The following is a 14,475-nucleotide window of genomic DNA, read 5'->3' on the forward strand; positions in this document are numbered from 1 at the left end:
TTCCCAAAACGCTCAATGAAATAGTCTCTGTCTCTGTCGTCAGAGACTATAGCTTTCTTTTCTATTCCCCTGCATATTACGTGGTGCAGTGTGCCGGGATAGTCGAGTCTCGCTTGTCGTGGCATGCCATATTATCCCGCAATCCATCAATCAGGTCAACTAATTCATCAACGTCCCCTGCCCTGAGACGTCCCCTGCCCTGAGAATACTGAGAATATCACCAGTTAGATTGAGATCAGCCGAAAGGCCGCCTCTTGTGGTACAATCCTTCAGCGAAACGGCGGTATGCTCTTTTCCGCCGGTCCACATCTCTATGCTGCAACAAGCCAGGGAGGCTGAAGCCATGGAAAAGTTCACGCAGGAATTAGTGATAGGCGTAGAGGCCATAGACAACCAGCACCGGGAGATCTTTATGCTCTTCAACAACCTTCAGGAAGCGGTGGAGCAGAAAAAAGCGTCCGCGAACATTGAAGAGATATTCAGGTTCCTCGACAACTATGTGAACACGCATTTCAGCACTGAAGAAGAATATATGCAGAAGTACGCCTATCCTGCCTATGATGTTCACAGGGCGCAGCACGAAAAATTCTTTGAGGAGCTTGCCGGAAAGAAGCACGACTACTTGAAAGTGGGAGAGGCGGTCAGGACGGATATGGTGGTCTGGCTCTATTTCTGGTTCCGCAAGCATATCCTGTCGGTCGATAAGCGTATGGGTGAGTTTCTGAAGAGCAAAATCGAAGCCCGGGCGTAATAGGCATTCTCACAGATTGAGCGTAGAGTGACTTCTACCCTCCGTCGTGCTTCTCGAGCTTATCGACGCGCAGCCCTATGAGCCTTATTTTCTTCCCTTTCAGCTCTACCCTGGACAGGCAGTCGAAGGCGGCCTTTCTTATTATCTCGAGGGTGCTGGTCGGCTCGTCGAGCGTCTTTGCCCGGGTCACGGACTTGAAGTCGCTGTAGCGCACCTTTACGGTCACCGACCTGCCTTTGTACCCGGTCTCCTTGAGGCTGTCCGAGACCTCCCTGCAGAGGTCGGCAAGGTTTTTCGCGATCTCCTGCCAGTTGCCGATATCGTGCTGAAAGGTGGTCTCCCTGCTCGTCGACTTCGGCTCCCAGTGGGTGACGATCGGGCTCTCGTCGATGCCCCGCGATGCCTCGTAGAGATAATGTCCGTAGGATTGGCCGAAGCGCATGACGAGCTCCTGGAGCGGCATGGCGGCGAGCTCGCCGATGGTGGCGATGCCGATTTCCTTGAGCGCGGCCTCGGTCTTCGGCCCGACCCCCCAGAGCTTGCGGGCAGGCAGAGGCCAGACGCGCTGCTCTACGTCCTGTTCTCCGAGAATGGTGAGGCCATCGGGTTTCTGCATGTCCGACGCGATCTTCGCGAGGAGCTTGTTCGGCGCGATACCGATGGAGCAGGTCAGGCCGGCCGCCTGTCTGATCCCTTCCTTTATCCGTGCGGCGATCTCTTCGGAGGATTGGTCGAGAGCCGACAGATCGAGGAACGCCTCGTCGATGCCGACGTCTTCCATCAGAGGGGCTATCTCCCTGAGGACCGCCTTGAACTGGGCCGATACCCGCGAATACTCCCGGTAGTCCACCGGGAGGAATATCGCCTGGGGGCAGAGCTTGTAGGCGGTCCTCAGGGGCATGGCGGAATGGATGCCGTACTTCCGGGCCTCGTACGAAGCGGTCGAGACAACGCCGCGCGAGCCGGGGTCTCCCGAACCTCCGATGACGACCGGCTTGCCGATGAGCTCGGGCCGGCGCTTCTGTTCGACAGCGGCAAAGAAGGCATCCATGTCCATATGGAGGATTCGACGCATAGGAGTGATGTACCTTAGCAGGAGCAGGGGAGCAATGGGAAGCTCCCGGTGAATACCGCAGAGTTTTCAAGCATGAGGCAGGCGCTACTGATGGAGAAGCGGTGCGCCGCGCTGGAGTATGAGCTGATTCTTGTACTCCTGCCGCTTGTTGAGAAGATAGTCGCTCCGCTCGAGCTCATGCAGCTGTCTCTTGTGGCGATCGGTCAGGTCATACCACCGCTCGATGCGCTTTTCGAACTGCTGGTCCTCCGGCGCCTTCAGGGTATCGAGATAGGACAGGATCGCATAGTAATAACGGACGGCGTTGCGCTCGATAGCGCCCTTGACGCCGGCTGCGTAGACGGGGTTCCCCTCCCTGTCGGCGCCGGTAACGCTGAAGCCTACTTTATCCCTCCCGATAGTCGAGAAATAGCTCTTCATCGCCACCTGTCCCCAGAAGCCGTAACGATACGCATAGCTCAGATGGACAAACGTCTTCCCCTCGCCGAGCGGCATCGCCTCGAGCGCCATCCTGTGGTCCTTGGTCCGCAAGGGACCTTCATCCGCGGAGAGCACAATGGTGAAATAACCAGGCCCCGTGGCGCCGGGACGATAGGTGAATCTCAGCGGAGAAGTCTCCTCAGGCGCCTGGTAGTGTTTGCGGCCGTTATAAAAGGTCAGGAGCCAGTTCCCGTCCAGCTTCGCGAAGGTGCATGCCTTGATATTGATATGGAGCAGGGCGATGTCGCACCAGCCTGCCGGAGTGAGGAGGGCTGCCTGTACCTCATCGAAGGGGTAGTCGAAGATGCCGTATACATCGACGCGCAGCGACTTATCCTTATCCGATGATTCTATGTAGAGGGGAAGGTCGAACTGGTTTTTGAGCAGTCTGTCCTCGATCTCGGCATACTTATGCGAGAGCGACTTCCCTCCCGCAGTCCACGACTCGATCGCATCAGCGGCGGCAGGCCGGAAGAGAAGAAATGCGCACAGGAGGAGAGCAGCGGGAAGGGCTCTCTTTCGTACAGGGATCATCGGGAACGCGAGGGCCGTCTCTCCCTCAGCGGGCAGCGCTCGCAGCGGGGCTCGGGCTTGCAGAAGTCCTTTCCGACCATCACCATCAGCGCATGGTATTCGTTGAAGAACGGGACATCCTCATCGAAGGCCCGATGAAAGAGGTCCTGGTACGCCCTATACGATGCATCGAGATCCAGTATGCCGTGGCGCGAAAGCACGCGTTTCGTGTAGGCGTCGATCACGAAGACCGGCTTGTCGAGCGCATACAGGAGGATCGAGTCCGCTGTCTCCGGACCGATGCCCTTCACCCCGAGCATCTCCTCCCGCAGCAGCTGCATATCCTGTTTTCGCATCCGGTCCATGCTGCTGCCGTAACGTTCTCCGAGAAAATCGAGAAAGGCCTTCAGCCGGCTTGCTTTGACATTGAAGTATCCGGCAGGCCGAATGAGCGCCGCTAGTCTCTCTGTCGGAAGCGCGCGGAGCGCCTTCGGGGAAAGGAGCCGCGCCTTCCTGAGATTCGCGATCGCCTTCTCAACGTTCGTCCAGTTCGTGTTCTGCGTGAGAATAGCGCCTACCGCGACCTCGAAAGGGGTCTCGCCCGGCCACCAGTGCTGGGGACCGTAGAACGAGAAGAGCGAATCATATATTTTAAGGAGCCTTCTTTTCGTATTCATCCGGGCTTCTTTATTATAGCAACCAAACGACCAATCCGGAATATATAATTCTTCTAAAGCATCTAGCGAAATGAGCGGAGAGAGGGGTGTTAGTGACGCTAAAGGCAGAGATGTCTAAAGGTCAGGAGTTCGTGTTTAGAATTTAAAGCGTGTGATCACTTACGATATCTTCTTCGTGGTCCGGTAGATGAAGGCGAGGATCTCTGCAACGGCACGGTAGAGCTCGGGGGGGATTTCCTTGTTGAGGTCGATCGCTGAGAGGACTTCGACGAGCTGGGGGTCGTCCTTGAGCGGGATGTTATGCTCCTTCGCGAGCTGGATGATCTTTTCGGCGATCGCTCCGCTCCCCTTGGCTACAACCTTCGGCGCGGCATCCTTCTGGGGGAGGTACCGTAATGCCGCCGCTTTTTTTCTTTGCTCTGCCATAGCCGCTACGCCTTTATATTGATGATTCCCTCGGAAGAATCGAGCTTCTCGAGCTGTTCCAGCGAGCGGTCGTTCTTGTCGAGCATATGCGCTGCCTTGAGGTTGAGCCGGTTCTGCCTGAAGGCGTCCCTGAGGTCGTCGAGCCCTGCATCGAGTGCGGCATGCAGCGCCGGCTGATCGGCCTTGAAGGAGACGAAGAACTCTTTATCCTGCACAATCACCATTACCGACAGGTCTCCCAGCTGCTCGAAGGCGAGGTTTATCCTGCACGAGCAGGAAGCGCCTCCCCGGGCATCCGCCTGCCGTTTCTTGAACGCGATCTCGCCGTCTTTCAGGGGTTTCCAGTTGATCGGGAGGAAGGTGTAGAAGGAGTCGGTCGTCTTCGAAAGGGCCTGGAAGGTCTCGATATCCTTGAGCAGCCCGTCGATCGCAGCCTGGAGCGGTTTTAAAGCGGCAGCGGACGATGCCGGCTCCGCCGGACCCTTTGCCTCAGCGCTTGTCAAAACAGCGGCGCCCTTTTCGCTCAGGACCTGCTTTAACTCGAGCAGGGCTGCTTTCAGGTCATGCTTTATCGCCGAAGGCTCATGAGTATTTCCCTTCTGCTGCGCCACTGCCTGCTCTTCAGGCTTCACAAGGGGGCGGCCCGAAGCATCTTGCTTGCCCTTGTCCGCCTCGTTCACGGATGCCTGATTCATCATCTCCTTCATCAGGGCAGAGGTGAGCTCACGCTCGAAGGCAGGGTTCTGTACGGTGGTCTGGGCAGGAGACTGCGGCGAGCCGCTCACTGCATCGGCGAGCCGCTGAAGCTGCAGGGAGGAGACGAGGGCCTTCAGCTTCGCCTCGAGGGCGATGCCGGTGTTCAGCAGCGACTCCTTGAGGGGGCCTGCAAGGAGCTTATCGATGCTGACGGTCAGGGCACTCCTGATATTCTCGACGACGCTGCTCTTCTGGAGCGGCTCGGGGAGCTGCTGAAGGAGGCTGTCGAGACGCGCCTGTATGCTCTGGCCCGTTGATTTCAGACTCGCGCCGAGCAGGTCCTGAAGCTGTGCTCTGATCTCCTTCGGAAGCGCCGCTATATCCGACGGCAGCGCTTTCAGCAGCTGTTCGATCTTCTCGAGGGGAAATTTGTCGAGGGGGATGCCTTCCGGCAAGGGTGGTGCGGGCTGCTGCGGTATGCTGCGCTGCGCATCGGGGGCAGGCGTCATGCCCTTGGGCAGACTGGCGGAGAGCTGCTGCATGAGCTCCTTCAGGAGCTGCCCCTCGGGGGTCGTCATGAAACCCCTTGCTATGCCGCTCCCCTGAGCCTCCGGCGCTTCGGCATACCCTGCAAACTGGAACCTGAACTCCTTACCCGAGAGCGGGGTGTCGGTGACTTTGAAGAAGGCGGTGCTGCCCTTTTCGAGGGGGACCTCTGTCTGCGCCGAGAAGAGATTGCCGCGCACCCTGAGGACGACACTGCCCGAGGGCTGCACCTCCACAATCTCTGCGCGGATGGTATCGCCGGCCTTCAGCGTGAGTGACTGGCCGTCGGTCTTGCCGATCGTGAGAGAGCCGTCACCGAGATTGGTAATCTTGAAATTAATCATGGACCGGTCTATTATATCCTTAGTATTTCCTATATTTTTCGGGATTTTTCAAAAAAAGTGAACTAAGGAGACGGTCATGCTCGATGCACGGTTTGTGCGGGAGAACATCGATGTCATAAAGAGAGCTCTCGAGAAAAGGAACGCCGATATCGATTTTTCGGAGTTTCTCTCTCTCGAAGAGCAACGGCTCACGCTCATGAGAGAGGCGGAGGACCTCAGGAGCAGGAGGAACACGGTTTCGGAGGAGATCGGGAAGCTCAAACGCCAGGGCCGGAACGCTGACAGCCTCGTAGCAGAGATGAAAGGGGTGTCGGACAGGATCAAGGAGATCGATGATTCGCTGCGGGGGATCGAGGAGAGGGCGGGCCAGTTTCTCCTGAACATACCGAACATTCCCCACAAGTCAGTGCCGGTGGGCAAGGACGAGACAGAGAATGTCGAGGTGCGGAAATGGGGGGAGCCCCGCACCTTCGACTTCACGCCGCTCAACCACTGGGATATTGCCGAGCCCCTCGATATCGTCGACTTCGAGCGAGGCTCCAAGATCGCGGGTGCGCGCTTTTCGGTCATGAAGGGCCTCGGAGCGCGGCTCGAACGGGCGCTGATGAACCTCATGCTCGATATGAACACTGCCAAGGGCTACAAGGAGATATTCCCGCCGATTCTGGTTAATAGGGATAGCATGATAGGAACAGGTCAGATACCGAAGTTCGAGGGTGAATACTTTGTGATAGCCGACCCCGAGTTCTACCTGATCCCTACGGCAGAGGTGCCGGTGACGAATCTGCATAGAGAGGAGATCCTCAGGGAAGAGCAGCTTCCCCTCTACTACACCGCATATACGCCATGCTTCAGGCGCGAAGCAGGGTCGTACGGCAAGGATGTGCGGGGCCTCATCCGCCAGCACCAGTTCAACAAGGTCGAGCTGGTCAAATTCAGCAAGCCGGAAGACTCCTGCGATGAGCTCGAGAAGCTGACGGCCGACGCCGAGAGCATCCTCCAGAAGCTCGGCCTTCCCTACCGCGTCATCGTGCTCTGTACGGGCGATATGGGCTTCTCGTCGGCGAAGACATACGACATCGAGGTCTGGCTGCCGGGACAGAATAAATACCGCGAGATATCGTCATGCTCGAACTTCGAGGACTTCCAGGCGCGGCGCGCCAACATACGCTTCAAACGTGAGGGCAAGAAAGGTACCGAGTTCGTTCACACCCTCAACGGATCGGGGCTTGCCATCGGAAGGACGGTCGTCGCCGTGCTCGAAAACTACCAGCAGAAGGACGGTACGGTGGTCGTCCCCGAGGCGCTGAGGCCGTATATGGGGGTTGAGATCATAAAGTAATCCAACCTACACTTACTTTCTATAAAAGGTCTATTTCAGCCTCCACTGCTTGCCGGGTACCATGAGCACGACAAAAGAGATGTCTTCGAACGAATCAAAACGAGACTGAGCCCCGGTGGCGTCTTCTTCGGTTCCACAAGTTCTGTCGGCGTAGTGGGCTGTATGGCCCTTTTTCAGGCCCGGAAGTGAAGTCGCTCAATCACTAAACAGATTCGCAAGTCAACAAAAATGAAAGGAAACCCTGAATATTTTTTCTTAACCTGTCATTCCACGTTGACCGCTAGGCGGCGTGTGAACTCATTGTTGATCCGTGAATCGAATGGACACTTGGCAAACTTAAAGTACTTGTAGTATGCTTTAAGTATTCCAGGGTGACCGGAGGATTCAAATGAAAAGTCATACAATTGAAATTGATGATGACGTTTTCCAATATTTAAAAAGGCGAGCAGAACCTTTTGAAGATACTCCAAACAGTGTTTTGCGACGCGAGTTATTAAAAAATGGCCGGACACCTGTTATTACCACATCAGCAAAAGCGGCCGATCAGATAACCACTCTTTTCCCTGTTGGTACACCTATAGCCTTACAACAGATATTGGAAGTAGTCCGCCTTATAAAGAGCGGAAATTACACGCGAAATGAAGCAACCCGCTTAATCGCCAGAAAGCACAACGTTGCCCAACAAACAGTTCAAGACAAATACGGGCGTCAACTGGGCATAACAGCGGATGAGTTTGACCGCCTTCTGACTCCATCGAAAGCAGAAGATTTAATAGCCTTGCTCATCAAGAAATTCCCGAATTATGGCGACATTATTCGGAAATCTGTAAGAGTATAGGTGAGACATGCTTTCCTTCGAGTGGGATCCGGCAAAGGCAAAAAAGAATATCAAAGTTCATGGCGTTACCTTTGATGAGGCGAGCACCGCCTTCAAAGATACATTGTCTCTTACAATTTATGATCCGCTTCATTCAGAGGATGAGCATAGACAAATATTAATCGGCACCTCTTATCAAAATCGCCTGCTTGTAGTCGTTCATGCAGAACGAGGCGACAGTATAAGAATCATTAGCGCAAGAAAAGCGACGAAATATGAAAGGAACCAATATGAAGAAAATGCGAAAAGACCCTGACATGCTTGAGGAATATGATTTCAGCAAAGGTATTCGCGGCAAATATGCGAAGCGTTATGCAGAAGGTACAAATGTAATAGTAATTGAACCTGATGTTGCGAGATATTTCCCAGACCACGACTCAGTCAATGAAGCACTGCGTTCCTTGTCTGAAATCATCAAAAAACAGAAGAAATTCGCCTAGCCCACTATCGAAGCATTCCTTCCAACATGCGGCTCGACTCCGTCCGGGCTTCGCCCGCGGGTCAGCCGCGCGTCATCCCTCTTTCAAAGGCCCCGTTCCTTCGCTCAGGATTTTGACGTACTTATCGTATATATAAAAACGGTTTCTTTCACGCCCGGTAAATTCACGCACAATGCCGAGGGTCTGCAGATGATGCAAAGCAGCCGCCGCAGTGGAGGATGATACTTTAGTCGATTCCGCCTATATCCTTTTGATTTATAATCACTTCCGTTTAATAAAACAATTTTAGTCGGGTGAGCCGTTATTAAAAAATAATACCATAACTTTTAATAAAGAGTCATCAGCGTAAGCAGAGGCTATAAAATAAAGTACTGCGCCGCTGCGCCTGCCAGCATGATGAGCGTTGCGGGGATAATCCTGCGGTAGACTCCCCACATGTCCGCCTTGAAATATTCCCTCGTCAGCACAAGGCAGAGGTGCACCGGCGAGAGGAGCACGCCGGCGAAGCCCGAGGCGAAGGCGAAGGTGATCTGGTTCAGGTGCGCGCCGCCGGCGAGGCTCAGGATGAGCGGGAAGGTGCTGCCGACAAAGCCGATCGTAAAGCCGGTGAGGAGACCGCTGATAAAGGGCAGGACGAAGAGGATGGGCAGCAGCGGAATGCCTTTTTCGGTGAGATAACTGCTCAGCTGCCCTACAGCCCCTGAGCTTTCCATGGTGAATTTGAAGAGCATGACGCCAAAGATGAGGATAATGATATCAAGCGTGAATCCATGCCTGAGAACCCTGAAAATGTCTCTCAAGCCGTATTTGTAGTACGAAAGGAGGAGCACAATCGCTATGCCGAGCGCATAGTACAGCTCGACATGCATCAACATTACGAGCACCAGCACGAGACCGACAGGCAGGAAGCTCGCCAGACCGGAAGAGCTTTTACCCTCTAATACTTTCATGCTTCCGCGTTCCCGTACTTCCGCACGATAGCTCCCGTTCACCTGCCGCATGCTGAAAGCGAAGCCGGTGACGAGTATGATGAGCGCATACAGCAGGTTCGCAGCTATCAGGTTCCTGAGCTCTATGCTGGTCAGGGCTGAAGCGAGGAGGATGCCGGGATAGAGGGGAAGCACCGTCTCCCAGGGATGCCTGAACCAGTAGTTGACAAAGCTCTTTTCCTCGGGCGACATGCGAAGTCCCTTCGAGGATTCGTCGACCATGGGCGCCGAGAAATAGGCCCCTCCGACCGAGGGGAGCATCCCGATCAGAAGGGGCATAGAAACGATAACCGCCTTCTTTTTCCTCAGGAAGCTCCGCGAGGTCTCCATCATCGTTGCCAGGACCTGACGCTCTCTCAGGATCATTTCGAACACTTTGATAAGTGTCAGCGCGAGGAAGAACTCTACGGCCACCGGGTCGGTAGCCGTTGTCACAGCAGTCATTGCAAAAGTCTGCGGCGGCATGGCGTAAAGGAGGGCCAGGAGTCCGGAGGAGAGGATGAGCACAGGGCCGATGCTTACTTTTAACCGGAGCAGCACGAGCATGGAAACAAAGACGGCAGAGACTTTGAGGACATCGAGCATTTCCAATTATAGCATGAGGACAAAGAAGCAGGAGTCAGCGATCAGCCCTCAGCCATCGGCTGACAGCTGTCTTCTGCTCCTGTATTTGAGGTATACTTAAGTTTATGATAAAGATAGCGGTTATCGACGGGCAGGGAGGCGGGATCGGCAGCCTGGTGATAAAGCGGCTGCGCGAGGTGCTCGGCGACCGGGTCGAAATTATCGCGCTCGGGACCAACTCGACCGCTACCTCGGTCATGATGAAGTCACGGGCCAACAAGGGAGCTACCGGAGAGAACGCCATCGTCTGGAACGCCCCCCGGGTCGATATCATTGCCGGTCCGTTGAGCATCGTGCTCGCCAACGGCATGCTGGGCGAGCTTACGCCCCGCATGGCGGAAGCCATCGCCTCATCACCGGCGAGAAAGGTTATTATTCCCCTTAACCAGGAGGGGGTTGAGGTGCTGGGGGTCACCAGAGAGCCCCTCCCTCATCTTATCGAGCGTTTAGTCGAGAGCATCAAGGAGGTTGCCCATGTGTGAAGCGAATGCGTATATCCTGAGAGACGGCAAAGAGGATCTCTACCTGGAGAACGTGGACGTGATGATCCCCGAAGGTGATACGATATATCTCAAGAACCTCTTCGGAGAGCAGAAGACCTTCGAGGGGCGGCTGAAGGAGGTCTCGCTGCTCCGCCACCGGATCATCCTGGAGGAGAAGAAATCCTGAACCCGGTCCGCCCGAGGCGGACACCGGATTCATCGTTACGGTTATGATCAGAAAGTCGCTGCTGTTGAAGATGTTCGATGCCGCTAATATGCAGCGGTGGAACGACAAGATCCGCCCTGTCGAGCTCCGGGAGCTCGACAAGCAGGCGCATAAGATGATCATCGCCTATGCCATCGGCAAGTTCGAGGAGGCGCAGCCCGGTTTTGATTGGGTCGAGATCATCGAGGGCGGCTTTTTCGAGTTCCTGCAGCGGCTGGTGATTACCGATCTGAAACCCCAGATCTTTTATAAGATCAAAGAGGACAGGGACAAGTACAAGCAGCTCAATGAGTGGGTGTATAACAATCTTGAGCCGTTCATCTCCCCTTTGGGCGACGGCTTCTGCAGGAGATTCAGGGACTATTTTTCGGATTCGAGCGAGACCCTGAACAAGAGAATCCTGAGCGCCGCTCATTTCTATGCCACCAAGTGGGAGTTCAATATAATAGAACGCGCAAATCCCGGGGGATATGAGATCGACAAGATCAGGCACGACCTGCAGACGAAGCAGGAGCGGTACTATGATCTGAAGGGAATCCAGCATCTGGCGCTCTATTCGAACCTGAGGAACTTCATCGACCTCTGCGGTCAGCTGCGGTTCCAGTTGCGATGGAGCCATATACACCGGATTCCCAAGACGTCGGTGCTCGGGCATATGCTGATCGTCGCCATCGTATCCTACCTCGTCTCCCTGGAGATCGAGGGGTGCAGGAGGCGGTGCGTCAATAATTATTTCACCGGCCTGTTTCACGATCTGCCCGAAGTCCTCACGAGGGACATCATCTCTCCGGTGAAGAACTCGATCGAAGGGCTGAACGAGCTTATCAAGGAGTACGAGAAAGAGCAGATGGAGCAGGCGGTCTATGCGCTCATCCCGGAAGAGTGGCATGCCGACATGAAGATGTTTGCCGAAAACGAATTCGACAGTATCGTCACCATCGAGGGCAGGACGGAAAACATGACCTCCGCCGATATAAGCGCCAACTTCAATGCCGACGGCTATAATCCAAGGGATGGGGAGATAGTCAAGGCAGCAGACCATCTGGCAGCGTTCATCGAGGCGTACATGGCTATCAAGAACGGCATGACCTCGCCCGAGCTCGAGCACGGGAAGACCTCCCTCAAGGGGCAGTACAAAAAATCGGTGATCGCCGGCATCAAGTTCGGCGAAATATACGCAGACTTCGAATAAAAATATAAATTTCAAATCCCAAACCACAAATTCCAAATAGAACCCGATGCCCAAAGCTCAAAACGTAAAAGGATGCAAAGGTTCGGACGGTCAAAGCGACCTGGGATTTTCTGGTTCGCATGTAGGTTCCGGCTGTTCAAGGTTGTTTGGAGCTTGGTGTTTGGAGTTTGGTGGTTGCCACTAAAATGGCTATCTGGCGTCTTATCGATTCCGGTCCCGGCGAGGCTGCCTGGAACATGGCAGCCGATGAAGCCATTGCCTCGACCGTAAGGGAGGGCGCTGCTCCTCCCACCCTCCGGCTCTATGGATGGACCGGGCCCGCGGTGAGCCTCGGCTCCTTTCAGCGCTTCACCGACCTCGACGCGCACTATTGTGCTGCCCGGTCTATCCCGGTCGTAAGGCGGCCTACCGGCGGAAGGGGCATCGTGCATGGCGATGAGCTCACCTACAGCTTCTCAGCGAGAAACGAGGGGATTTTCTCGAGCGGACTCCTCGACACCTACCGGAAGCTCGGCACGGCCGTCATCGAAGCGCTTGCGATGCTCGGCCTCGATGTGGAGATGAAACGCGAGAGGGAGCCGGGAGGCGTCCTGACCCGCAGCCCGCTCTGTTTCGAGTCAGCATCGTATGGCGAAGTCAGCTCGAAGGGGGTGAAGCTCGTCGGATCGGCACAGAAGAGATGGCAGGACGGATTCCTTCAGCAGGGCTCGATTCCCTATGCAATAGATCGGGAGCTGCTTGAGGCGGTGTTCAATCAACAGAGCGCGGAAGGGCGAGGAGGAAGAAGTAATTCCGAAGAAGACTTCCGCGCCGGCATCCATGGCCTCAGAAAATCAGTCCCTGATTTCGACCCGGAGCTGTTCAAGCGCTTTCTTAAGGAATCCTTTGAGCGGACCTTCGGCGTTACGCTTGCGGCTGCTCTCCCGTCCCCCCGGGAGGAGGCGCTTGCCCGGGCGCTTCTGCGGGAGAAGTATCAGGACCCTGAATGGACGGAGAAGCGGGTGGAACAGGGCCGGTCTTGTGGTAGTAGTGAAACGCCGAGGAGAGCATGATGAGGCTGATGTAGCCCTGAATGATATAGGAGACGAGCTGAAAGGGCAGCGAGATGATCGGCCCTATGACCGGAACGAGCGCGAGCGGCGAGCCGATCAGGATCACGAGGAATCCTGCGAGCATATACCCCAGCAGCAGTATGCCGTAAAAGACGAGCGCCGAGGGCTCGGCATAGAGATAACGCACCGCTTCTTTCAGGGCCTTCAGCGGCTTCGGCCGGTTGAAAGCGAGATAGGCAGCGCCGTATACCGTTACCGACAGGGTCACCAGGATCAGCAGAAACCCTACGGAGAGCAGCACGAGAGAAAAGAAGACCCCGAGGAAAAGCCCCAAGGTCGCCTCGTATCCTTTCGCCAGATCGATTATGGTAGAGGCTCCCCCTCCCAGAAGCCCGAGGACGAAGGCGAGGACGATGAAGACCAGGCCGATCAGGCTCGAGAAGACGAAAGCGGGGAAGAAGAGCGCCTTCCCTTCAGAGAAGAAGAGGGAGAGACTGAACTTCTCGGAGCTCTTCGCGATCGCCCTGGCGAGCACCCCGATGGTCCCTCCGAGCGTAAAGACCCATACGATGAGAATAACGATCACGTAGAAGAGGAGCGCTACTATGATGACAAGGGCCATGCCGAAATACTTGTTGAGCAGCTCGGCAGACCCCTTCAGTGCACTGACGATGTCCTTGAGCCGCAGTATCTCGGTCAGGTCGAGACCGAACATGATAAAGGCGACAGCGATAGGAACGCCGACGATGAGAAAGAAGCTGATGCAGCTCAGCAGCACCGACGCGAGCTGCACGAAAACGAGCTGCCAGTTCTTATGGACCGTCTGAATACCTTCTTTGATGGTCGACAGGTATGCCATGCTACCGCTTCCCCGTGTATCCCACGATCGTGATGCCCGCCTCTTCAGCCTCTTTGATCATGACCTCTCTGTTTACGATGATACTCCTGCGGGCCTCGACAGCCAGGACGCGGGCCGCCACGGTGATCATGGTATTGAGGGTTGCCAGCCCGATCACCGGGACATCGAGCCGCATGTCCTGGTGGGGCTTGCTCACCTTTACCACAACCGCGCCGTCGCCTGCCCACTTCCCCCCGCGGAGTATGGCCTCATCGGTCCCCTCGATAGCCTCTATCGCCATGACCGCCTGCCCCTTCACCACCACCGTCTGGCCGATGTCGAGCCTGCCGATCTCCTTTGCAACGTTCCAGCCGAAGGCTATATCGCCCCATTCCTCTTTGGAAGGCTTGTCGTCGGTGAGCACCCCTTCGGGGGTGAGCAGGTGGGGGCTCAGCGAGGCGGTGTCGATGATGTTGATGCCCTCGCCCTCGAGCTCCCTGGTGATCGCGTTCAGGATGGAGTCGTCGCTCTTATCCTTTAATGAGAAGAGCAGTTTCATCGCCCTCAGGTCGGGAGTGACTTTCGACTTGTAAAGAAGGGACTTGGGGACTTTTCCTGCCATGATCGCCTCCCTGACCCCGGAGCGTTTCAGTGTGTCGATAAGCTCCCCGAGCTTGCCGACATTGATCCATCGTATCTCGTCGGAGAGCTCGTTCATGTCCGGCGAGGCGAGACTTTCGAGCGCAACGGTGACCACCCTGCAGCCGCGGCTGCGCGCATCGTGTGCAATTATTTTCGGGAGGTCGCCGGTGCCGGCAATGATACCAATAGTCTTCATAAAATTCGAATTTCGAAGCTCTAAATCCGAAACGACTCCGAAAGCTTCATATTCAAGAGGTTTAGAA

Annotated in this window: 16 protein-coding genes; 9 read left to right on the top strand and 7 right to left on the bottom strand. The window is 55.5% G+C overall.

What is annotated here, in order from left to right:
- Positions 1 to 343 precede the first annotated feature (343 nt).
- Entirely contained in the window at positions 344 to 751 is a 408-nt protein-coding gene (locus tag AB1805_11330; protein ID MEW5746013.1) for a hemerythrin family protein, read from the top strand.
- Between the two features lie 34 nt (positions 752 to 785).
- On the opposite strand, the gene dinB is transcribed toward AB1805_11330, so the two are convergent.
- From dinB to AB1805_11355, 5 genes are all read right to left on the bottom strand, one after another.
- Positions 786 to 1,826 carry a DNA polymerase IV gene (gene dinB, locus AB1805_11335; protein MEW5746014.1) on the bottom strand — a complete coding sequence of 347 codons (1,041 nt, stop codon included), beginning with the start codon at positions 1,824 to 1,826 and terminating at the stop codon, positions 786 to 788.
- Between the two features lie 84 nt (positions 1,827 to 1,910).
- Positions 1,911 to 2,840: a hypothetical protein gene (locus AB1805_11340; GenBank protein ID MEW5746015.1), complete on the bottom strand. Its 930-nt coding sequence runs from the start codon at positions 2,838 to 2,840 to the stop codon at positions 1,911 to 1,913.
- Entirely contained in the window at positions 2,837 to 3,496 is a 660-nt protein-coding gene (locus tag AB1805_11345; GenBank protein MEW5746016.1) for an endonuclease III domain-containing protein, read from the bottom strand. Before AB1805_11345 ends, AB1805_11340 begins: the two co-directional genes overlap by 4 nt.
- 159 nt (positions 3,497 to 3,655) lie before the next feature.
- Entirely contained in the window at positions 3,656 to 3,922 is a 267-nt protein-coding gene (locus tag AB1805_11350; GenBank protein MEW5746017.1) for an EscU/YscU/HrcU family type III secretion system export apparatus switch protein, read from the bottom strand.
- A gap of 5 nt (positions 3,923 to 3,927) precedes the next feature.
- Positions 3,928 to 5,508 (bottom strand): flagellar hook-length control protein FliK, encoded by a 1,581-nt coding sequence (locus tag AB1805_11355; protein ID MEW5746018.1) that lies wholly within the window; start codon positions 5,506 to 5,508, stop codon positions 3,928 to 3,930.
- A 76-nt stretch (positions 5,509 to 5,584) separates the two neighbouring features.
- On the opposite strand from AB1805_11355, the gene serS reads away from it, so the two are divergent.
- The 4 genes from serS to AB1805_11375 all read left to right on the top strand — a co-directional run bounded on the left by serS (position 5,585) and on the right by AB1805_11375 (position 8,167).
- Entirely contained in the window at positions 5,585 to 6,850 is a 1,266-nt protein-coding gene (gene serS, locus AB1805_11360; protein ID MEW5746019.1) for a serine--tRNA ligase, read from the top strand.
- A gap of 388 nt (positions 6,851 to 7,238) precedes the next feature.
- Positions 7,239 to 7,688 (top strand): hypothetical protein, encoded by a 450-nt coding sequence (locus tag AB1805_11365; protein ID MEW5746020.1) that lies wholly within the window; start codon positions 7,239 to 7,241, stop codon positions 7,686 to 7,688.
- 7 nt (positions 7,689 to 7,695) lie between these two features.
- Entirely contained in the window at positions 7,696 to 7,983 is a 288-nt protein-coding gene (locus tag AB1805_11370) for a BrnT family toxin (protein MEW5746021.1), read from the top strand.
- Complete coding sequence (locus AB1805_11375) at positions 7,958 to 8,167, top strand: hypothetical protein (GenBank protein ID MEW5746022.1); 210 nt, start codon at positions 7,958 to 7,960, stop codon at positions 8,165 to 8,167. Before AB1805_11370 ends, AB1805_11375 begins: the two co-directional genes overlap by 26 nt.
- 356 nt (positions 8,168 to 8,523) lie before the next feature.
- On the opposite strand, the gene AB1805_11380 is transcribed toward AB1805_11375, so the two are convergent.
- The gene (locus AB1805_11380; GenBank protein MEW5746023.1) at positions 8,524 to 9,741 is read right to left on the bottom strand and encodes a DUF401 family protein; all 1,218 of its coding nucleotides are present in this window, start codon (positions 9,739 to 9,741) and stop codon (positions 8,524 to 8,526) included.
- A gap of 107 nt (positions 9,742 to 9,848) precedes the next feature.
- Here AB1805_11380 and AB1805_11385 point away from each other — a divergent pair, with 107 nt between their 5' ends.
- From AB1805_11385 to AB1805_11400, 4 genes are all read left to right on the top strand, one after another.
- Complete coding sequence (locus AB1805_11385) at positions 9,849 to 10,262, top strand: DUF3842 family protein (protein MEW5746024.1); 414 nt, start codon at positions 9,849 to 9,851, stop codon at positions 10,260 to 10,262.
- Positions 10,255 to 10,449, top strand: a complete 195-nt coding sequence (locus tag AB1805_11390; protein ID MEW5746025.1) for a CooT family nickel-binding protein — start codon at positions 10,255 to 10,257, stop codon at positions 10,447 to 10,449. The genes AB1805_11385 and AB1805_11390 overlap by 8 nt, the downstream gene beginning before the upstream one ends.
- Before the next feature lie 43 nt (positions 10,450 to 10,492).
- Positions 10,493 to 11,680, top strand: a complete 1,188-nt coding sequence (locus AB1805_11395; protein MEW5746026.1) for an HD domain-containing protein — start codon at positions 10,493 to 10,495, stop codon at positions 11,678 to 11,680.
- 185 nt (positions 11,681 to 11,865) lie between these two features.
- On the top strand, positions 11,866 to 12,732 hold the full coding sequence (locus AB1805_11400; protein ID MEW5746027.1) for a biotin/lipoate A/B protein ligase family protein: 867 nt from the start codon (positions 11,866 to 11,868) through the stop codon (positions 12,730 to 12,732).
- An 860-nt stretch (positions 12,733 to 13,592) separates the two neighbouring features.
- Here the strand turns inward: AB1805_11400 and lpxI are convergent.
- A complete protein-coding gene (lpxI, locus tag AB1805_11405) occupies positions 13,593 to 14,408 on the bottom strand; it encodes a UDP-2,3-diacylglucosamine diphosphatase LpxI (GenBank protein ID MEW5746028.1) in 816 nt (271 codons plus the stop codon).
- Between the last annotated feature and the right edge of the window lie 67 nt (positions 14,409 to 14,475).

Source organism: Nitrospirota bacterium (assembly GCA_040752355.1).
Taxonomy (GTDB): domain Bacteria; phylum Nitrospirota; class Thermodesulfovibrionia; order Thermodesulfovibrionales; family Dissulfurispiraceae; genus JBFMCP01.